Source organism: Vibrio sp. 10N.261.45.E2, assembly GCF_002875705.1.
In the GTDB taxonomy this organism is placed as follows: Bacteria; Pseudomonadota; Gammaproteobacteria; order Enterobacterales; family Vibrionaceae; genus Vibrio.
Genome location: NZ_MCZZ01000162.1, coordinates 36307 through 58806, shown reverse-complemented (window position 1 = coordinate 58806; position 22500 = coordinate 36307). Strand labels below are relative to the sequence as shown.

At 47.6% G+C, this 22500-nt stretch carries 8 protein-coding genes; 4 read left to right on the top strand and 4 right to left on the bottom strand.

The genetic code is table 11. The annotated features are described in order from the left end of the window. Nucleotides 1–100 precede the first annotated feature (100 nt). The 4 genes from BCT34_RS22220 to hflX all read left to right on the top strand — a co-directional run bounded on the left by BCT34_RS22220 (nucleotide 101) and on the right by hflX (nucleotide 4650). Nucleotides 101–1039 carry a sugar ABC transporter permease gene (locus BCT34_RS22220; RefSeq protein WP_010439457.1) on the top strand — a complete coding sequence of 313 codons (939 nt, stop codon included), beginning with the start codon at nucleotides 101–103 and terminating at the stop codon, nucleotides 1037–1039. After that, nucleotides 1036–1893, top strand: coding sequence for a carbohydrate ABC transporter permease (locus tag BCT34_RS22215; protein WP_048613124.1), 858 nt, complete (start codon nucleotides 1036–1038; stop codon nucleotides 1891–1893). The genes BCT34_RS22220 and BCT34_RS22215 overlap by 4 nt, the downstream gene beginning before the upstream one ends. A 6-nt stretch (nucleotides 1894–1899) precedes the next feature. Then, the gene (gene ugpC, locus BCT34_RS22210) at nucleotides 1900–3012 is read left to right on the top strand and encodes a sn-glycerol-3-phosphate ABC transporter ATP-binding protein UgpC (RefSeq protein WP_076654739.1); all 1113 of its coding nucleotides are present in this window, start codon (nucleotides 1900–1902) and stop codon (nucleotides 3010–3012) included. 270 nt (nucleotides 3013–3282) lie between these two features. After that, nucleotides 3283–4650 (top strand): GTPase HflX, encoded by a 1368-nt coding sequence (gene hflX, locus BCT34_RS22205; protein ID WP_076654738.1) that lies wholly within the window; start codon nucleotides 3283–3285, stop codon nucleotides 4648–4650. Nucleotides 4651–4747: 97 nt separating this feature from the next. Here the strand turns inward: hflX and pfaD are convergent, their stop codons facing one another. Genes pfaD through BCT34_RS22185 form a run of 4 tightly spaced genes read right to left on the bottom strand, consistent with a single transcriptional unit; the run spans nucleotide 4748 to nucleotide 22216 of the window. Continuing rightward, complete coding sequence (gene pfaD, locus BCT34_RS22200; protein ID WP_076654737.1) at nucleotides 4748–6385, bottom strand: eicosapentaenoate synthase subunit PfaD; 1638 nt, start codon at nucleotides 6383–6385, stop codon at nucleotides 4748–4750. A gap of 44 nt (nucleotides 6386–6429) precedes the next feature. Then, complete coding sequence (locus tag BCT34_RS22195; RefSeq protein WP_076654736.1) at nucleotides 6430–12318, bottom strand: beta-ketoacyl synthase N-terminal-like domain-containing protein; 5889 nt, start codon at nucleotides 12316–12318, stop codon at nucleotides 6430–6432. After that, on the bottom strand, nucleotides 12315–14348 hold the full coding sequence (locus BCT34_RS22190; protein WP_076654735.1) for a PfaB family protein: 2034 nt from the start codon (nucleotides 14346–14348) through the stop codon (nucleotides 12315–12317). The genes BCT34_RS22195 and BCT34_RS22190 overlap by 4 nt, the downstream gene beginning before the upstream one ends. Then, complete coding sequence (locus tag BCT34_RS22185) at nucleotides 14348–22216, bottom strand: type I polyketide synthase (protein WP_076654734.1); 7869 nt, start codon at nucleotides 22214–22216, stop codon at nucleotides 14348–14350. Before BCT34_RS22185 ends, BCT34_RS22190 begins: the two co-directional genes overlap by 1 nt. Nucleotides 22217–22500: the final 284 nt, after the last annotated feature.

Here is a 22500-nt window from a genome sequence, read left to right as displayed (position 1 = left end):
AGGGAGCCTATCTGCTCTTCACTTCTAATTCTGATATGCGTAATGCTGATGTGGTGCCGAAAGGTAAGCCATTGGCTCGATTGTGCAACAAGGATAAGTTATGGAGCATGTTTTGACTGAGTCGACTCCAAAACCCACAAGGAGCCAGCCTGCACCGAAACCGAGTTTTGCTGACAGGTTGCAACATTGGTTACCTAAAATTGTGCTGGCGCCAACTGCGTTAGTGACCGTGGTGTGTATCTACGGTTATATATTTTGGACGGCCGCATTGTCGTTCACCAACTCTCGATTTCTTCCTAGCTTCAACTTCGTTGGTTTAACCCAATATGAAAAGCTGATGGACAACGATCGTTGGATAACCTCTATCACCAACCTCGGTGTGTTTGGTTTTCTATTCATGGCGATTGCTATCTTGCTAGGTGTTGGTTTAGCTGTATTACTTGACCAGAACATCCGTCAAGAAGGCGCGATTCGTACCATCTATCTCTACCCAATGGCGTTGTCATTCATCGTGACGGGTACGGCGTGGAAATGGATTCTTAACCCGGGTCTTGGCATTGAAAAGCTGATGCAAGACTGGGGATTTACTGACTTCAAATTTGACTGGCTCGTCAATTCTGAAATGTCGGTTTACACCTTAGTGATTGCAGCACTTTGGCAGTCTTCTGGATTCGTGATGGCGATGTTCTTAGCAGGTCTGCGTGGCATCGATTCTTCAATCATCAAAGCGGCTCAAATCGATGGGGCAAGCTTACCCACTATCTATCTCAAAATCATTTTACCTTGCTTGCGCCCTGTGGTTTTCAGTGCGGTGATCATCACCTCACACATTGCAATTAAGAGCTTCGACCTTGTGACCGCAATGACGGCAGGTGGTCCCGGTTATTCATCGGATCTTCCTGCGCTATTCATGTACGCACACTCATTTACACGTGGACAAATTGGTCTTGGTGCTGCCAGTGCCATGATGATGCTTGCCGGTATTTTAGCGATTCTCGTGCCTTACCTTTACTCTGAACTTAGGGAGAAAAAGTCATGATGAATAACATCAATTTTGCTCGAATCTTTATTTATTCAGCACTGCTTTTCTTCTGCTTAGTTTATCTAATGCCGTTGTTTGTGATGGTCCTAACCTCATTCAAGACTCTACCAGACATAAAGGCAGGTAACTTGATGAGTTTACCTAAAGAGTGGGTGTTTGATGCTTGGTATAAAGCGTGGGACACCGCTTGTACTGGTGTTAAATGTGAAGGCATCAAAGGCTACTTTTGGAACTCATTCCAAATGGTGATTCCTGCGGTAGCTATCTCAACACTACTAGGTGCATTCAATGGCTACGTGGTGACGAAATGGCAATTTAGAGGCTCAAACCTGTTCTTTAGCTTGCTGTTATTTGGTTGCTTCATCCCGTTCCAAGTCGTGCTGCTACCAATGGCGACCATGCTCGGCAAGATGGGCTTGGCTAACACAACCATCGGATTGGTGATTGTGCACGTTATCTACGGCATGGCGTTTACCACTCTGTTTTTCCGTAACTTCTATATCTCGATTCCGGATGAGTTGATCAAAGCGGCAAAACTGGATGGTGCAGGCTTCTTTACCATCTTCTTTAAGATTTTATTACCGATCTCTACGCCAATCATCATGGTAACGGTGATCTGGCAGTTCACCGCAATCTGGAACGACTTCTTGTTCGGGGTGGTCTATTCGGGCTCAGAAACTCAGCCGATCACCGTGGCATTAAACAACTTAGTTAACACCAGTACGGGCGTAAAAGAATACAACGTCGACATGGCTGCCGCGATTATCGCCGCACTGCCAACACTGTTGGTGTATGTCTTCGCAGGAAAATATTTTGTTCGTGGCCTAACGGCAGGATCAGTAAAAGGATAATTACCCATGGCAACATTAGATTTAAAACAGATCCGTAAAACCTATCGCAACGCGGACAACGAAACGTTAAAGGGCATCGACATCAGTATCGATTCGGGGGAATTTTTGATACTTGTCGGCCCTTCGGGGTGTGGAAAATCCACCTTAATGAACACCATTGCTGGGTTAGAGAATATTAGCTCAGGTGAAATCGTGATTGATGGTGTAGACGTGGCGCAGGTTGAACCAAAAGACCGCGACATCGCGATGGTATTCCAGTCTTACGCGCTTTATCCAAACATGACGGTGCGCGGCAATATCGCTTTTGGCCTGAAGATTCGTAAGATGCCACAAAACGAGATCGACGCTGAAGTAAATCGTGTCGCTGAAATCTTACAAATCGAGCAACTGCTAGACCGTAAACCGTCGCAACTTTCTGGTGGTCAGCGTCAACGTGTCGCGATGGGCCGTGCTTTGGCGCGCCGTCCTAAGTTGTATCTGTTCGATGAGCCGCTCTCTAACTTGGATGCCAAGCTGCGTGTTGAGATGCGTCATCAGATAAAACGTCTGCACCAGAAGCTCAATACCACGATCGTTTATGTAACCCATGATCAGATCGAGGCAATGACATTGGCTGACCGTATCGCAGTAATGAAAGATGGCGAACTTCAACAGCTCGGTACGCCACAAGAGATCTACACTAAGCCTAACAATATGTTTGTGGCTGGCTTTATGGGTTCACCATCAATGAACTTCATTAAAACCATGGTGGATTTGGATGAGGAACAGAATCCGATTATTAAAGTGGTTGGTACTGCAGCTCAAGAACACCACATTCGTTTGCCACAAAGCATGCGTGACCAAGATGGCAAAGAGTTGGTGATTGGTTTGCGTCCAGAACACATTACCGAACAAGAGAGCGATGATGTTTCTGCCTCTACAAAGCTAGACTTGCAGCTAGAGGTATTGGAACCAACCGGGCCAGATACCATCGCGATGGTTAAAGTTAACGATCAAGAAGTCGCGTGTCGCTTGTCGCCGGAATTTGAGGTGTCAGTTGGGCAAATGGCACCGCTGCATTTTGATTTATCGAAGGCGGTATTCTTTGATGCTCAGACGGAAGCGAGAATCGAATTCTAGTCATTGAGTCGATTTTTGACTAAACGATAGCTTAAAAGTGAAAGGCAGTATCACCAAGTAATAAGTAACGTGATACTGCTTTTTTGTTTATTCGCAGCCTGTTTTTATTCCTCACAATAACAGAGGGATAACCAAGTTAAGTGCTTTAACTGCAATAATATCGCGATTTAGTCTCTCTCAGCTCTATAAAGCTGACGTAGAACAGCGTAGGATCGACTCAACTTTAGACCAAATACTAGGTTGCACTTTGGTGCATAAACAGAAGAATACATGAAACTAACAGCAAAACCCTCAGCTAGTAACGCTTTACTTATTTCTATTACGACACCGGACTTCAAAGGTGACGAAGCAAAAGAGTCTCTTGCCGAACTTGCTCGCTTAGTAACAACCCTAGGGTTTAAAGTGGTCGGTACTCAATCGCAGCACCACAGTTCAACTCAACGACAAAACGTGTTGGGGGCGGGTAAGCTGGCAGAAATTGCGCACCTAACCGGTTACCAAGGTTCGATTGAAGAAGCAGAAGATGAAGACTTCCTTGATGAGTCGGGTCTGTTTGATTCAGAAATCGACGAGCTGGATTTTGATGATCTTCCAACAGGCGATTTTCAATATGGCGCTGCCGATGTTGTGGTATTCGACTGTGATTTGAGCCCGTCTCAACTGCGTAATGTCGAATCTCACCTAGGTGTCGAAGTGTTTGACCGTACCGGTATCATCATCGAGATCTTTAGCCGTCACGCTCGAACTCGTACTGCTCGCCTGCAAGTTGAAATCGCTCGTTTAAACTACTTAGTGCCACGACTTCGTGAAGTGTCTGAGGGCGACAAAGAACGCCAAATGGGCCAAGGTGCGGGTGAAACTTCACTTGAGCTAGACCGTCGTAAAGTACGTGACCAAATTGCTGCGCTTAAACGTGAGCTAGTAAGCGTACAAGATGAAATGAAGAACCGACGCACTAAGCGCGCGGAGCTTTTCACTGTTGCTTTAGTTGGCTACACCAATGCCGGTAAGTCTTCGATGATGCGTGCAATGACAGCAACCGAAGTGGTGGGTGAAGATAAACTGTTCGCAACGCTAGACACCACGGTTCGTGCGCTTCAACCAATTACTCAGCCGCGTATCCTAGTGTCAGATACGGTGGGTTTCATCAAGAAGCTTCCACACGATCTGGTTGCTTCATTCCACTCAACGCTAGCAGAAGCCCATGATGCTTCATTGCTGCTTTATGTGGTTGATGCTTCTGACATTTCATTCCGCGCGCAACTTGATGTGGTACACGACGTATTAGCGCAAGTGGGCGTTGAAGGCAGCGAAAAACTATTGGTACTGAACAAGTGCGATAGATTGACTGAAGAACAGCAGTTAGAGCTGATTGAAGAGTTCCCAGATGCGATGCTAACGTCAACTCGTGATCCTCTGGATATCACGAAACTGCACAAGTACATCGTTGGTGTGGCTGAACAAGGTATGATCGAAGAAGAGATCACGATTCCTTATTCTGGACAAGGCATCATCGGTGAAATTCGCTCAAACATGAGTGTGGTGAAAGAAGAGTACGACTACGAACATATCAAACTTACTGTTCGTTCAAGCGCCATTGATTTAGCGCGTTTGAAAAAGCGTATGCAGAAGTCTTAATCTTTTAGCTAGCTTAAGAAGAATGACCAAAAGAAAAGCGACCAGTTAAGGTCGCTTTTTTTATTCGTTGAGCTTAATTAACTCTGTATTGAAATGCCTATGCCATTCTTTGCGTCGGCTTCCAACGTGCTAGCTCTGGATCAAGCTTGATGCCTTGAGAGGTCAGCAGGTTAACACGTGCTAAGTAAGCCGCCCCGTGCATCAGATGCTTAGCAAGATCAACGGCATTACGCTGTTGGTAATCATCTAGGTAGCTGTCTTTCGCCCATGCGTTGAATGCGCCAAGTGCAGGGCCTGCCCATACTTGGTAATCCATTTCACGACCTTGTTCGCCGGTGTTTGACCAACGGCTAGAAAGACCCAAGTACCAACGGAAGATCAACGCCATCTTACGCTTCGGGTTACCTTCAGCACGTTCGATCTGTTTAGGGTCGCGTTCGTTAAAGTGAGCCACAGTGCCAGCCCAAATATCATCCAGTGTTGAACGGAATACTTGCTTCTCTAGCTTCAGACGCTCTTCTACTGGAATCGCTTCAATTGAGTCGTAACGTGTGTATAGCTCATACAGTTTGTTTGCACGCATTGGGAATAAAGTGCCGCGTTTAACCACTTGCAGTTTCACACCCATTTCGAACATGTCTGCCGCCGGGGCCATAGTCACGTCAGCCATTTCAGTTGTCGAAAGCAGCTTACGTGTGTGTTCGCTCGCGCCAGCCTCAACACACGCTTGGTTGATTGAACCAGTAACAATGTAAGCTGCGCCCATGTTAAACGTCGCTAGAGCAGCGTCAGGCGTACCTACGCCACCACCACAACCGACACGTAGCGGAGTTTTGAATTGGTACTGTGCTTGAATTTGCTCTTTCAGTGCAAGTATTGTTGGCAGTAGTGTAACCAGTGGACGGTTATCTGTGTGACCACCAGAATCGGCTTCTGCTGTAATGTCATCAGCCATAGGAACCAGCTGTGCCAGTTCCATCTGTTCTGTTGTGATTCGGCCTTCATCAACCAAAGCTTGCAGCATTTTTACAGGAGCAGGCTGCATGAACTTACTTGCCACTTCAGTGCGGCTTACCTTAGCAATAACTTTGTTGCCAATCTGAATCTCGCCTTGTGCATCGCGGCTAAGGCCAGCGGCACGATAGTGAACGATTTGCGGTGTTAAACCTAAGAATGCAGAAGCCTCAACCGTTTTCACTTTGTGCTTCAAAAACAGCTCTACACTGCCACGTTCTAGCGCTGGTTCACTTGGACTGTGAATCAGGTTAAACGCGTAAGGGCCGTTTGGCAGTGCTGCTTGAATACGGTTAATCGCTTGCTCAACGCGAGACGGGATTAGGCCTGCCGCACCAAATGAACAAAGAATGCCAGCCTGACCAAGTGCAATTACAAGCTCTTCAGATGAGATGCCATTTGCCATTGCGCCTGCGTAGTAAGCGTATTTTACGCCGTGGCAGCGACGAAAATCTTCGTCGCCTAGGCTTTGAGTACCAAGAGCCGGAGCAAATGCGCTAACAGGTTGGCTGTTCGCAGCACTTGCTGAGTCACCCGATGTGATTTCAGCTTGTTGGCTTACGCCTAAGCCTTTTTCAGGGTGATTCACTACGTAACAAGCAAGGCTTAAATCTTTTAAGATTGTCGACATTGCCGCGTTATCGAAACGCGTTGTGTTCTCTTCGATCTGCCAAGGCCACGGAGATAGCTTTTCGTTATTGATAGTGGTTTGAGTTGTCATACTAAATTCTTTCCTAGTTCTCTGTCTCTATAACTAATGGCGGCTTATGCTTCTTCGATACAAATCGAGATGTCTTTCACTTCGTAAATACGCAGACCATCTTTGCTCAGATTTGCGTCGCCGACGATGATGCGTTTACCGTCTTCGTCTTTAATCGCAGTGATGTGTACATCCAGAGACATCTGTTTGTTCAGAGGGTTAATCTGACCACGGTATTTCCACTTAACTTCAGATTGGATTTGACCAAACTTTGGATTGCGGAAGCCAGCACCAAGATCTTTGTTTAGCGCGTAGGTTTGCATCAGCTCGATGATCGCTTCAACACCTAGAGAACCCGGCATTACTGGATCTTGATGGAAGTGAAACTGGAAGAACCAATCGCTTGGGTCAATCGTACGCTCAGCGTATAGGTAACCCAGACCGTCTTTACCACCATCGCTGGTGATCTGCACGGTATCGATAAAGTTCAAACGGCCGCCAGCCAATTTGTAGTGCTCTTGCACTTCGCCCGCAGCAGAAACAGGTGCATTGAAGTAACGAGTCGTTTTGTCTAACAGGTTGATGTTTACATCTGGCGTGCGGTTGTTGTCGATGTGCCAAGGTTGAGTCACCTTACCGTTGTCCAAACCAAGTTGGTCTTTCAGAGCTGCGCCTTTGAAGTAACCAAATACTGCTGTACCTTCGTAGAACGGCACACCGTCTGTGCTCAGTTCGAAGCTGAAGCTCTGTACGATATTAGTACCCATCATTACTGTTGAAAGCAGGCGAGAATCGTTGGTAATCGTTTTGCCACGCAAGTCGACGTTACGCAACATTTTGCCGCTGCCATCTAGGTTGCGGAAAAACAGTTCTTCACCTGGGAAGCCAAGTGTGGTGCCCATGTAGCCAGAGATGAAGCCGTTTGGCTGCAGTGAAATCTCCATCAATACCGAATAAGGCATCAAGGTGTGATGGCTGTTTTCATCAAAGTACCATGCATTTTCTGGCACTTCGTACTCTGCGATACACGATGAAGGCTTCTTGAAGTCGCCACGCTTACCGTCGATCTCAACGACTCGAGTGGTTAGCTGTAGGTCGCCACACGGAGTACGTGGTGGAATCATGCCACGGTAGATAGAGAAATCAGGGCCGAAACATTTCTCGATATCGCCAGTCGCGAATTCGAACATGTGATAAGGCGTGAACGGAACCGTATCGGGTGTGCGGTTCGGGTAATCAGGAGTCACCGGAGCTTCAACGTGTTGAAGTGGAATCACCCCTTTGTTTGGTGCAGTTTCTAGGTCTTCAATTTGAGCCATAAGTGGCGCATTTGCTGAAGCTTGTTGGTTCACTGCTGGCGTATGGCCCAAGTTTTCGATAACAGGAGTCGCGACAGCTGTTTCTAAAGAAGGTAGGTAACGAGTACATTCGTCATCTTCTTTGATCATTACACCCAAGTTTTGGAAATCAACAATCACTTTGCCGTTGAGCAAAATATCGATGTTGGCTTTCGCGTATGGACGAGGGCTTAAGCCAATTTCAGTCACTTCCATACGGTATGTCAGTTCTGCCGATTGTGGTAGCACTTGTCCACGACAGCGTACTTGTTGAGGCGCATTTTCAAGCGGTTGGAAACGACCATTTTGAACAAGTGTGTGCATGCCAAGGTGCATCATGAAGAATTGAAGCAGTTGACCACAACCTTCTGCCATCAAAGAGCCCGCCATTACTGAGTCATCTTTGAAGTGACAAGGGAAGTACCAATGCTCAGGCTCTAGCTGTTTGTGACCTTCAATCAGACCAAGTCCCCATGTGCCGCCTTGCGGTTCAACACGGCTCACTTTTTCGATCATCATGAACTTCTCTGAGCTGAAGCATAGAGATGGCTGGTGGCGATCAGATTGGTGAGTTGGGCCAAAACACTCTGCAATATTTGCAGTCAGTAGGTGGCGTAGTTCTTGGTGGTTAAACTGGGTTTTAGGGCAGTGCAGCATAGGGTCGAAGCGTTGCTTAGTTGCAAGCTGACGAGCCTTAATTTCGTCTTCAGTGTGAATCACTCCTTTGCCGTCTGCTAGCTCTTCATCAGTGAAGAAACCTGCACAACCGTTATCCATTTTCAGGATCATCTTGTCGCCAACGAAACATTCGTACGAGAAGAAGAAAAGCAGCGTGTCGCCATTGCGAGCAAAGCTGTTGATTGAGATATCGTAACGCAGTGTATCGCCACCACGAGGCAAGTCACCAAGGAAGGTTAATGTGCAATCAAGCAGGCGATAAACACGCTCGCCTTTGTTTTCAAAATCAATGCCTAGGTAGCTGATCAGCATCAGGTCACATTGACCAGATTCAACCGCTACAGCCCAAGGGATCTGACCATCGACAAGATACGGCGCATCAACTGGGATGTCGTATTCGGTGGTCATTGTGCTTGGCTTGTACTCGTTAACGGTCGCGTTGAGCTTAGTTACACGAGAAACCAATAGGTAGTCGGTGGTTGGCAAACGAACGCGGCGCGAGTAGCTATCGATGATCGCATAATCAGGGCCAAATACGTTAGCGATGTCGCCTTCAGCGTATTCAACCAGATCATCGTAATCCCAGATACACGGCTTACGGATAGGTTTTACTGGTGCTGGCGTTGCAAGTACGTTGACTGGCGTTGACTGAACCTGAGCCGGTTGAGCTTGAACAGACTGAGCTGATGCTTCGGCTGAGCTATCTAAACCAGACGTAATTGCGTTTAACTGTGCTTTTAGTAGCGCATCAGCCATTTGCATGCCTTGGGCACGAGTGTGCAGGAATGCTTTGTGTACTTGCTGGGCTGCTTGCTGGTTTTGAGCAAAAGCTTGGTTGTGTGGTGTTACAGACGGTTGTAATGCAGCATCCGTCTTAGCGTCGATTTGAGACGCGCCATTTTTAGCGGATAGGACATGAGTCATATTGCTGTGGTTACCTGTTAGCTGACTGTGGCGAGTTGGCGCCAGAGTAGGGGATACTGATGTAGGAATTTCGAGTACTGGCTCTAGCGCGTTCTGAGCTAATGCTTTCTTCTCTAACTCTTTTTGCGCAAGGGCTGCTTGAATGTGTGCGGTCGTTGGAATCGACGCCACTCTTGCTGCTTTTTTGCCAGAAGCTTTCTGTTGAATCGTTGCCAAATTAGTTACTGGGGTTTGGGCAATATGTTGATAAATATCGCGACCACCGAGAGTGACTTGCTTAACCAATTGACGCTTAGCATCACTCGCCAGTTCACTGCTTAAACGAACCGATAGTGATTGAGATTCAATACTCGATTGGCTGAGTAGCAGCTGTGAACATTGTCCTTCGCTGATGTTGGCAACAATCGCGCTCTTAGAGCTGACATTTGGATTAAGAGTCTCAAGGTTCAGGTTGAGCAGACCGTGTAGCAGGCTTGCCATGCCAGAAGCTGCAGAGCAGTGACCCACACGTTGACTTGCTTGAGTAGTCTTGGTAACCCCTAAGTTGAGAGATACAAACTCGTGTGATGAAGGTTCTGGTGCATGGTTAAGCTCAAGCAGAGATACATCGTTTGAGCTCATGCCGACTTGAGTCAGTAACTGATCAGCAACGGCGTTGTTACGCTCGCTTGAACCAAACGCCAATGCGTTGATGCTGCCGTAAGCTGTATCTTGGTTGCTTGTTACTCGACTCTCTTCAACAAGAACGATTGCACCAGCGCCTTCACCGACATTCCAACTGCCCTCTTGCGGCTGTCCGAATTTTGGATCAAGCGACACTGGGCTCATGCTGTTCTTCAGAATCACATGTTCCGCACTGCCGCTTAGGTCGACGGCTGCAATTACCACGGCATCCATGGATTCTTGCGACATTAGGTTTTGCGCGACATCGATACAACGAGCAACTGACTGTTCAGCGGCTGAAATCGTAAAGGCAGGGCCGTTAAAGTCCCACAATGAAGAGATGCGCGAAGCCATGATATTGCCGATGAAACTGGTGTATTGGTTCAGCTTGGCTGCGTCCATCACACTGTCCATCGCAATGGTTTCTAGCGATTGGTATTCGTCTTGTGTTAGCTCAATACCCATGTTGGCAAAGCTGTCAGCCAGTTGGCTATGCAGGTTTACGCGTCCACGGAATTGGTGCATCTCCAGCTCAGTTTCCATCGCAACGAGTACTGCCACCTTTTGGCCTGCCACGAGCTTGGCATCTTTGATGGCTTCGTCTGCGACTTTCATCAGTAGCAACTGCTGAGAGATCAAACGGTCATCTTCATTAGGCGGTACTTTGAAGCGAAGGAAATCGAGGTCGAATTGATCGATGTAAGCCCCATTCGGAATGCCGTGTAAACCAAACTGATTCAGAAGTTCTGGATGTTGGTCTAAACCTTTCCAGCGCTTCTTCGGCAAAGCAATGAAAGCATCGTTGTTAGTCTCAATCGCAGTGTTCAGCGCGTTGATGCTTTGCAGAGAACCGAAGTGAGACGCTAGGCCTGTAATGCTTAAATTAGGCGATTGTAGGCTTGGAGACGCTGATTCTAGCGTCTGGTTTACATGACTCGTATCTGAATACGCTTCAAGCAGTAAGTGAGCATTACAACCACCGAAACCAAAGACGGAAACACCCGCGCAGCGCTCTGAGTTGCCCGCTTTACTTGGCCAAGGTTGCACTTGTGTTGGTAGCGTCTGTGAGCCAAATAAACCTTCTGGTGACGATAGTGGTTTGTCCAAATTAATACTTGGTGGAAGCAGACCTTCTTTCATCGCAAAGATCATCTTCATGATCCCCGGCATACCCGCCGCAGTCAGCAAGTGACCGAGGTTTGACTTGGCAGAGCCAATCAATGGCGGGTTAGAACCACTCAATTTCTCAGTAAAGAATCGCTCCATTGAGGTTAACTCAACCTTGTCACCTAATGGTGTGCCGGTTGCGTGACACTCAATCACTTCGATGCTGTCTGGTGATAGGTTTGAAGCCTCGTAAGCGCGTTCAAAGGCTTGTACTTGTCCTTTGCTATTTGGGCTTAATACGAATTGACCGCGCCCATCATTTGATAAGCCAATACCGCTGACGACTGCATAGATGTTGTCGCCATCACGCTCTGCATCAGCTAAGCGTTTTAGGACTAACACACCAGCACCTTCACCAGCAAATAAGCCTTTACTGTTGCTATCAAACGGAACCGAAACACCGTGGTCTGGGTAAGCGTGGAAGATGGAAAAACCCATGTTGATGAAGAATGGGTCTGCTCCCGATACTGCGCCTGCCAACATCATGTCGGCTTTGCCTGTGTTTAAGTAATCACACGCTAACTTCAATGAATATACTGAACTTGCACATGCTGCATCTAGGCTAAGTTGCACGTTGCCTAAACCCAATGCATCAGCCACTAACTTAGAGGCATTATGTGCCGCAGCACCGTTGATCGGGTTGAGGTCTTGAGCGTTTTCATTGGTTGGTAGCAATGAAAATTGGTCATTAGCCAATTTACCTTTAAGTGCTTTCTCGACCACCGAGTGATACATCGGCAGAAACAGATCGTTTGAGCGTGTGGTTGGGAACGAAAGGGCACCCATGATCACGCCTGTGCGTTCTAAAACATCGGCATTCAGATCAATGCCAGCGTCGACTAAAGCCTTACGACTGGTATCCAAAGCCCAAAGGAAACTTTGGTCGACACCTTTGAATGACTCAGCCGTTAAGCGGTAGCCATTGCTATCGAAATTGAAGCTTTCGATGTAGCCGCCTTTATCACAGTAAAAGCGGTCTGACTCACCTTGCACACCCTGATAGCTTTCAGGTTTAGCGCCTAACTTTTCAGCGCTTAATGTGGTTCGAGAATCTTTTTTATTCAGCAAGTTTTGCCAGAAGTCTTTTGGCGTGTCAGCTTCTGGATATTGGTTAGCAATACCGACAATCGCGATCTTATTGCATTTCACTTGCTGCTTATTTTGAGCCTGATGTTGAGAACTCATACTAGCTCTCCTTGATGATTTACTGCACTGCTTTGAGGTACACCATTTAATTGCTTAGCGGCGGTGATCTGTTGCTCTAGCCCTTGAATAAGTGGCTCGACAGACAGTGGAATTTGATGAGTAATGAGCTGACCAATGCATTTGATGAGCGTGACAATATCGTCGCCACCCTTGGCATTGGAAGCGATTGAGCAGTACTGGTCTGCTACGTTGTCGCTGCGGTTGATCTTGTCGATCAATGTGCTGGTTTGACGATCGGCACCCACTTCAACAAACAGGCGAGCACCTTGCTGACGTGCACTCTGGATCAACGCGGTGAAATCCAGCGTCGAACAGAAGGTGTCGGCAATCGAAAGGGCGATGCTGTCGATGTCGATATTGATTGGTGCGCCCGTCGGTAGACCTGCAGCACTGATAAAGCGAATATGCTTTGGCAACTCGTCGAACAGTGGTTGAGTGTAAAACTCTCGCACTTGGTTATGCTGACTCAGTGCTGGTGTGGTGTGCATTGCAGTAACACGGTTTGCGGCAATACCACGTTTACCAAGCTTTTTTAGTAGAGCACGACAAGTGCTTTCACAACCGGCCAGTACGCAGGTGTCACCTTGGATAATGGCAAGGTAAGCACGTGGAAACTCCGGTAACAGAGCCTCTATCGCTTGCGCATCACTGCGAACCACAAAGCTATTCCATTGGATGCTTTCGTCGCTGCTCAGCTGCCAATCTTGACGCACTGCGGTGAGTTCGCCAGAAATAGCCGTCGTGAAAATAGGGCTAGTTTGGGTCATCTCAATCAGCGCATGTGGATTTTTCCAAACATTTAAGCTGGCCCACATTGAGGCTTCACCCTTGGAGTAACCCAAGGCGAAATCTGGCTGCACTTTGAATTCCTCACACAAGAGTTGCGTCAGTAAATAACTACTGCCGACACCTGCAATTGCCAATTCACTGAGCGACATTTCTTGCGTGTCTTCAGCGTAGGTTTTGTCAGCCTGCAGCATCTCTTTCAAGTTCCCTTCACGTTCTAAACGAGCAAATAACTGTGGGAAATGGTGGTGAAATTCGCGCAACATACCGGGATAAACCGTGCCAACACCAGGGTAAACAAATGCAACGCCACCTTTACTTTGAGGCATCGGTGAGAAACAACTGCCCGCTGGGGTTTTGTAATGGCTATTGTCTGCCATTACTTTTGGCAACGCATTTTCTAGCGCTGTGATCTCTTGTAGTGCTGCCTCAATTGAAGCGGCCTGAATCACGATATTCGCACCACGGTCAGCATTGTGCTGAACGCTTTGGAAATGACTTAGGTTTGACTGCATCAAGGTAGCGATAGCAAGTTCGCTGTCAGCCGAATCGCTAATGTATTTAAGCTCATCTCTTAATGAGGCTAACTGAGAAACCAATTCAGCTTGCTCACGACCTGAAATTACAAACATCAAACGTTCGCTGGATAGCAATGATTTTGGTTTTTGTAACCCTGTCGCTTGAGTCAATATCAGGCTGGTGGATTGTTGGCTATCGTCATTGAAGGTCAATGAAGCAACACGCGCTTTGTTCGGCTCAGTAAACCAATAATGACTCGGTAATGAGCGGCTCGATATCGCATTAACCATATTCAACAATTTATTAAACTGCTGCGAAGCTGATAGGGCTGAGTATTGTTGTTGGTGGCTTAGATCTGTAGCGGGGCGGCGTGCAATATCCAGAGCAAGCTGAACGCTACCTTCGATAGCTGTATCTACAAAACCCGCTAAATTCGCGTGTGGGTGAATTTTATTCTGAGCAGCGGTCAGTGCACTCAACATCACTAAGGAATGCGAGTTAGATTCTAAGCAGAGCTTAACTACACTGCCTTGATTGACTGCCTCAATCGCTTGAGCAAGAGCTTGATTAAAATTGCCATCAACCACAACCGTAGTCATTTCAGGGAATGAAGATAATAAGTCGGCAGAAAGCTCAGCCGCGTTTGCTGGCTGAGCTAAAAGAGCGATGCGCAATGGCATCGCTTTATTAGTAGGAACAGTCACTATGACAATTGCTCCTTTTCTGTTTTCTTATTTGTTTTCGGCTTACTCGCTACAGTTGAGCTAGACTTCGGCAAAAATGCGTCATTTAAGCTCTTGCTGATGGTGACTTTTGCGCCTTTCATTACCGCGCTTAAACGACCATCTTGATGGTAAAGCGAGATATCAGCTTGCAGTGAACGAGCGGTGCTTTTTATTACGCTGAGCTCTAGCCAACCTTGGTCACCATTGTGCATCGGTGCGTAACAAATAAACTCACCGATTGCAGACGGTAGACTTGCTGCGCCGTACTTCAATCGAGCCCATACCAGCATTGCCTGCAGTAAATAATCTTCTGCAAATGGTTGGCTATCACCAAAACCTTGCTTAGGAATAAATGATCCGCAGTCGCTGTTTTCAACCTGAGGCAACTGGCATTGAGCCAATAAGCCTAAGTCGTCAAAGCGTTCAACTGAGGTAATACCTTGCAGTCTCGGTCCATGAAACAGAGTGCCGTCACTGTATAGAGCTTGTGCCGTTGTTACAGGTGCTGAAGTGTTGGCCTCAAAGCGCTTTGTCGACGCTTGTTGAACATCTTCAGAAACTTGCACAGAGGCAACTTGCAACTGAGCTTGATACTGTGGTCGCCCTTGGCAACTGATCACCGCTTTTAGCTGATCTTTTGATTTAGCATCAGAAGAAAGAACCAGTTTTAGCTCTTGCACTTCATCAGTATCAAAAATCACACCCTTAAGCAGTTTGTAGTTGTGAACGCTAACGTTCACCCCTAACAGTTGCTCAGCCACTTCACGCATCCATTGGATGGCACACACTGTCGGTAACACTGGGTTACCGGCAATGCAGTGATCTTGAATGAAAGGCAATGCCTTAGGATCAAGATGACGTGTCACAGTGATGCTTGTATTCAGCGGACTCTCTGCAAGATGCACAGACTCCGCATTAAGCTTTTTTACAGCAGCTTCCTTGTTGTCAGAACCTTGCATGCTCGTACCAACCAACAGTTGAATGCCAGTTTCGTTCAGTAGTTGAGAACTAAACAGCTCTGCACCTGCTTGAAGAGGAATCACGTACACACCGCGCTCTGTGAACATACGTTTCAGTGCTGCGTTGACCATGCCACCGTCCCACGGTCCCCAGTTGAAGCTCATCACTTTCGCTTGAGGGTTACGAGCAGACAGTTGTAGAGCCGCCTTGTTTAGGATCTCGTTAGACATCGAGTAATCACTTTGGCCTGTGTTTCCGTAGAAACCCGCCGCCGAAGAGAACATCGCAATCAGTTTTAGCTTGCTGCTATCAAGACCACCAAGAACCGCTTCTAGTCCGCCCACTTTCGTGCCGTAAACCATGTTCAGTTCATCAAGTGTTTTGTCTTGAATGTGTTTGTCAGCCAGTACACCTGCACCGTGGATAAGCCCCGTGATGCCGTCGAAATTCGCCAGTGTTTTCGCTACCGACTCATGGTTCGACACATCTAGGCTTAGGTACTCAGCGCTCGCGCCAATCTCATTGAAAGCGGCAAGTGCTGCGTTGATTTCAAGGCTGCTCAATACCGGTTTTAGCAAGGCATCAACTTTCTTCGGCGTTGGCTTATCACCCGTAGCTTGTAGGTGCGCAATCGCTGCCGGTTTCAGCTCTTTCTCTTGCTTGCCTTGTGCCCACTGAGGTAGCTCAGCTGAAGTAATATGCTTACTACGTCCTGCAAGAATGAAGTGAGACTTACATTGCTTAGCAAGCGTCAGTGCACATTCAAACGTCACGCCTTTAGCGCCACCCGTCACCAGAACCTTGTCGCTCTTGGTGAGTTGAGCACCTGTGTTTTTAGTTTGTGCAGCACCCGGTGTTGCCGCAATCAATGTTGAACGACCAGATTCCCCGTTTTCTGCATGGCTAAGGCCGATTTCAACCGTGTTGGTATCGATATCGAACAGTTCGCCTATGATAGCTTCAGCTAGGTGACGAGCATCAATAGAAGCGTCAGCATCCAATGCGCGGCAGAACACGTTTGGCCATTCATGGCTTAGTGTCTTAGTTAGACCAGACAGCGCGGCTTGGTTAAGTTCCGCATTCATCAATTGCTTAGTATCTAGGTAACCAAAGCCACCATCGATACGGCTTAGTGTGAAGAACACACTGCGACCAGAAACGGCATTCAGTTGGCCATTTAGGTGCTTGGCGAATAAGAACGCTGTGGTCAGTGAAGTTCTTGAGTCTGCATTCAAGTTAACCGCTTGCTCGTTGCTTTGTTTCGCATCAACGATAGCTTGTAAATGAATGAAGCCAGCAATCACTTTGTTCGACGCTTTAAGGTCTGCTTCGATGTCGTTAATCACTGCTGTCACACTAGCATCATCGATGCTGTTGAGTGTGTAGCTTGCGATTTCACTGTTTAAAGGTGACGCGGCAGAAAGAGCACTACGCACTACAGCAACTTGAATGCCGTTTGCGGTCAACTTTTCTGCTAGAACACCAGCGTTGTGACCATCATCTGTGATCACGACACAAGCGTCTTTTGAGAAACAATCGACGAGTTTATCTGCCGCTGGTAGCTTTTTTAGCGCTACCTCATTGTGTGGAGGAAGTTCCGCTGTCGCTGTTTCTGCGATAGGCGTTACTGATTCAGCTTTTGGAGTCGCTACGGGTGCAGCAGCGGATAGCTTGCTTTGCATGTAAGTAACGATTTCACCAAGCGTACGACACTCAGCTAGGTCTTCAGGGTTTAGTTCTGGCAGTGTTGGTAGCTGGTCTTGAACTGTACCTAGGATCTCAACGCGTTTGATAGAGTCGATACCAAGGTCTGCTTCCATGTCCATCGCTAGGTCGAGCATTTCTGCGGGGTAGCCAGTTTTATCGGCAACCACTTCCATCATTGTTGATTGTACATGAGCAGGATTTAGGTCGTTGCTTGCGCTTTCTACAGCGGTTGCAGTTGCTTCTGGAGCCGTTTCTGGACTAGGAGCTAACTTGCTGTTCATGCCTTTAGTATTCATGTAAGCAACAATTTCACCCAGAGTACGACACTCAGCTAGGTCTTCAGGATTTAGCTCTGGCAATGTTGGTAGCTGGTCTTGAACTGTACCTAGGATTTCAACACGTTTGATTGAGTCGATACCAAGGTCAGCTTCCATGTCCATTGCTAGGTCGAGCATTTCTGTTGGGTAGCCCGTTTTATCCGCTACTACGCTCAACATTGTGCTTTGAACTTGTTCTGCGTTTAAACCGTTTGATACTGCTTGTACTGGTGCAGATGCTTGAGCCGCTGCTGGAGCAGAAGCCGGAAGCTTACTGTTCATGTAGTCGACTATCTCGCCTAGAGTGCGACATTCAGCTAAGTCTTCAGGGTTGAGCTCTGGAAGAGACGGTAGCTCGTCTTGAACTGTCCCTAGAATTTCAACACGCTTGATTGAGTCGATACCAAGGTCAGCTTCCATATCCATTGCTAGGTCTAGCATTTCAGTCGGATAGCCCGTCTTCTCTGCTACCACTTCTAACATGGTTTTTTGAACGACAGCCGCATCTAGACCATTGCCAGTTGTTGCCGGAGCAACTACTGGTGCTTGTGAAGACACAGGAGCAGAAGCTGGAAGCTTGCTGTTCATGTAGTTAACGATTTCGCCAAGAGTACGACACTCAGCTAAGTCTTCAGGGTTTAGCACTGGAAGAGTAGGCAGTTCATCTTGAACCGTACCAAGAATCTCAACATGCTTGATTGAATCGATACCAAGGTCAGCTTCCATATCCATTTCTAGATCAAGCATTTCCGTTGGGTAACCTGTCTTCTCAGCCACCACTTCTAGCATGGTTTGCTGAACGACTTTTGCATCAAGACCGTTAGCTGCTTGAACAGGAGCGGTTGCGCTTGGCTGTGCTGCCACAGGCGCTGATGCTGGCATCTTGCTGTTCATGTAGGTAACGATTTCACCAAGAGTACGACACTCAGCTAAATCTTCAGGGTTTAGCTCAGGTAGGTTCGGCATTTCGTCTTGAACGGTACCAAGGATCTCTACGCGCTTGATTGAGTCGATACCAAGGTCTGCTTCCATGTCCATTTCTAGATCAAGCATCTCCGTTGGGTAACCCGTTTTCTCGGCGACCACTTCTAGCATCACTTTTTCAGCATCTGCTGATTGTACTGCTACTGGTGCAGCCACAGGAGCTGGTTGTGCTTTAACTGGCACAGGCTGAGCTGCAACAGGCGCTGCCGCTTGAGCCGCTACTTGCGGTGCAGGAGCTGCTTTCTGTACTGGAGCTTTCTGAGTTGTTGTATTTTGAACCGGCGCAGCTTGAACAGACTGAGCTTGTACAGAAGTCGCTTGTACTTGAGCTACAGGCTGTTGGACGATAGCTGCTGGAGTAGTTTGAGTAGTTGGAGCTTTAATCGCTGGCTGAGCATTTACTGGCGCAACTAAGGTTGGTTGTGCCGTTTGTACTGAACCTTGCGTCAGCATATTAAGTGCTGAGTTGTTGCTGTGCGCTTGCATCTCTAGGTAATGAGCGTGCGCTTTTAGCGTTTCAGTTTGGTGCTGGTGGAACATATCCATAGAACGTTGTAGGTTCTCAGGAATTGCTACGCCAGCTGTTGCCATTTTCGCTTGCTCAGACATTAGGGTGTTGAATGTGTCACCGTATTGCTGAGGAATCGCCAAGAATTGCTGATGTACTTCTGCTGCTTGTTGTTGAGCATTGAAGAACGATTGCAGTGAAGACTCATCAACGGTTACTGAAGCTGTTGGTTGACTAGTCGCTGGGGCTGTTTGAACCACTTGTGGCTGTTGAGCTGCTGTTACTACTTGTGCTCTTGGTGCTGGAGCAGCTGACTGTTGTACATTTGAAGCTTGAGGAGCAGCCACAGGTACTTCAACGATTTCTGTTTTAATCACTTCTTTTTCCACGATTTTCTCGACTTCAACTTTCACTTCAACAATCTCAGTCTTTTCGGTTACGTTGCCCGAAGCCAGTGATTGATCCATTTTCTTACGAGTAGCAGGGCTGATGTAGTTGGTTGCATTCAGCTTGATGTTCATTGGTGATGCCTTTGCAGGTTCAGCAATGTCAGCTTGGTAAGGGTCAATGTTGTCTAATGAAACACCCGCCACGCACAGTTGAACCGCAGCTAAACGAAGCTGTTGGTCACTGTCGCCTTTAGGGCTTGGGTTGATGCTGATTGCGTAAAGCTCTTCGTTCTTATCAGCCAATGTTTTCTCAACCAGCTTTTGAAGAATGTTCTTCGGACCGAACTCAACGAATACGCGCGCGCCTGCTTCATACATAGCTTCAATTTGCTCGCTGAAACGAACCGATTGCAACATGTGTTGCTTGAACGCTTTTTTGATCGCTTTAGCGTCTTTGCTGTGCAGTTTGCCCGTTGCGTTTGAGTAAAGCGGCAGCGTTGGAGCGCTGAATGCAGCTTTATCAATTGCAGCTGCAAATGGTTTTTGAGCGTGAGCAACAAGCGGTGTATGGAAAGCGCCAGAAACAGGCAGAGCAATCGCTTTGAAGCCTTGTTCAGTTAGCGCTTGTGCTGCTTGTTGAACCGTCGCAGTTGGACCTGCAATAACCAGTTGAGTCGGAGCGTTGTAGTTGGCAATACTCACGCCTTCAAATTGGCTGATGCAGCTTTCAACGGCTGGAAGTTTGTCTGCATCTAGGATGACCGCAAACATAGTACCGCTGTCGCCCTGTTCTGGTGTCGCTGCCATCGCATCGCCACGAGCGAAAGCTAGCTGGTAGCAATCGTCCTGCGAGATAACACCCGATGCGCATAGTGCACTTAGCTCACCAAAGCTGTGACCTGCGACCATGTCAGCTTTGAAGCCAGCTTGAGTCATGATGTCGAACTGACCCATAGACACAGTACCAATCGCACTTTGCGCATTGGCCGTGTTGGTTAACACCGCTTCTTGAGCTTTGGTTGCTTCTGGTGTGAAGGTTGGAATTGGGAACAGAATTTGCGACAGAGCCGTTTTCTTGTGTTGACCAAATACTTGATCCGCTTGAGCAAGCTGCTGACGCATTTCAGGGTAATGACAAGCAAGCTCGCGACCCATATTTAGGTATTGCGAACCTTGACCTGCAAATAGCGCTGCCACTTTACCTGCGCCGTTTTCTGCAATCAGTGCCGACTCACGGTAGCTAATGCCGTTTGGCATCTGCCAATGTGTTTTGGTTTGGCTCTCAAGCATTGAAAGGGCTTGAGTCAGTTGCGCTTGAAGGTCTGCTTGGTCAGTCACGACTAAACCAATACGAGCATGCTTAGCGTCAATTTCGCGTAGAGCGTGCTGCTCAGCAAGCGCTTCCAGTTTGAACGCAGCGTCTGCAGCTTGAGTTGAAACTTGTTTTAGCTCATTGATCAGTGCTTGACGAGATTCCGCGCTGAATAACAGAGTTTGCGGTACTTGGCGCTGACGGTATTTGTCACCGCGAGCGTGTTCTGGCGTGTACTCTTCTAATACAACGTGGAAGTTCGTACCACCAAAACCAAATGAGCTGATACCTGCACGGCGTGGTGTGCCGTCGATACGCTGCATCCAAGGGCGCGTTTGTGTGTTTAGGTAGAAGGGCGAGTTCTCGATATCCAACTTAGGATTCGGAGCCGATACGTTAATCGTTGGCGGCAGAACTTTGTGGTGCAGTGCTAATGCAGCTTTGATTAAACCTGCAGTACCCGCAGTTGATTTGGTGTGACCTATTTGAGATTTCACAGAACCTAACGCAATGTGTTGCTTCTCTTCGTTGTTCTCACTGAATACTGAGTTTAAGCCACCAAATTCAGCAACATCACCCGCTGCAGTACCTGTGCCGTGCGCTTCTAGCAGGCCCAGTGTGTGCGGTGCGAATCCAGCATCGTCGTAAGCGCGTTTTAGTGCTTTTGCTTGTCCTTCTGGGCGAGGCGCGTAGATACTCTTGAACTTACCATCCGAAGAAGAACCGACACCTTTAATCACTGAGTAGATTCTGTCGCCATCGCGCTCTGCATCTTCAAGGCGCTTAAGAGCAACCATGCCGATACCTTCACCAATCATCATCCCTTTTGAGTCGATGTCGAAAGGTTGAATGGTTTCATTAGTGGTGAATGCTGGCGTTTTCGAGAAGCTCATGTACATGGTTGGTGAGTTATCGGTACACACACCACCTGTGATCATCATTTCACTGCGGCCTTCAACTAGCTCGCTCAGTGCCATGCGCATAGCGGCTAGAGAACCTGCACAAGCAGCGTCTACTACACAGTTGATGCCACCAAGGTCAAAGCGGTTAGCGATACGACCTGAAATTACGTTACCCAATGAACCTGGGAATGAGTTCTCTTCCCAGTGGATGTATTGGTCTTGGAATTTTTTGATCAGCATTTCGCTGTCTTCGTCGTTGATACCACTGCTCTTGAATACTTTTTTCAAAACAGGGTATTGAAGACGAGCGTTAAGGCTTTGAGCGATCTTCTGACCACCACCCACACCGAGCGTGATACCGATCTTATCGCGATCGTAGCCTTCTGGCAGTTTGGCATCTTCAAGTACTTCTTTTGCCACGATCAGAGAAAGCAGCTGTGACGTATCAGTCAGTTCAAGGATATTTGGCGGAAGGCCGAACTCCATTGGGTTGAAGTCGACTTCAGGGATGAAACCACCGCGCTTACAATAAGATTTGTCTGGCGTCGTGCGATCTGAATCGTAGTAATCTTCTGGGCGCCAGTGCGTATCAGGCACTTCGGTAATGGCATCGATCTTTTCGCTGATCAAATCCCAGAACTTATTTAAGTAACGAGAGTTCGCAAACATGCTTGCCATACCAACGATAGCAATCGGCATGTCTTTTAGGCGTTTATTGAGTCGAGTGTCGTCGACTGATTCCGGTGTATTTTTTTCGGGTTGGCTCATTATGAGTCTCCACTTGAAATCACTGAGGGCGATGTCGTGTTTTGAGGCTGCGCTTTTAAGTAAATCGAAAATAAATCTGAGACAGATTTGGGCAAACGCAGCTGAAGAGTAAGGCTACCGAAAGTCGGCCACCTGACTGAAATTGAGGGTGCGAAGTACAGTGACTTGCAGGGTTTGATTACGTGTTTCATGCGAGAAGAGGGCATTCGAATGTGAGGGTAATGTCCATTTAAATCCTGTCCAAAGTACTGGTTTATGTAAAGCATGTATCCGCAATAAAAACG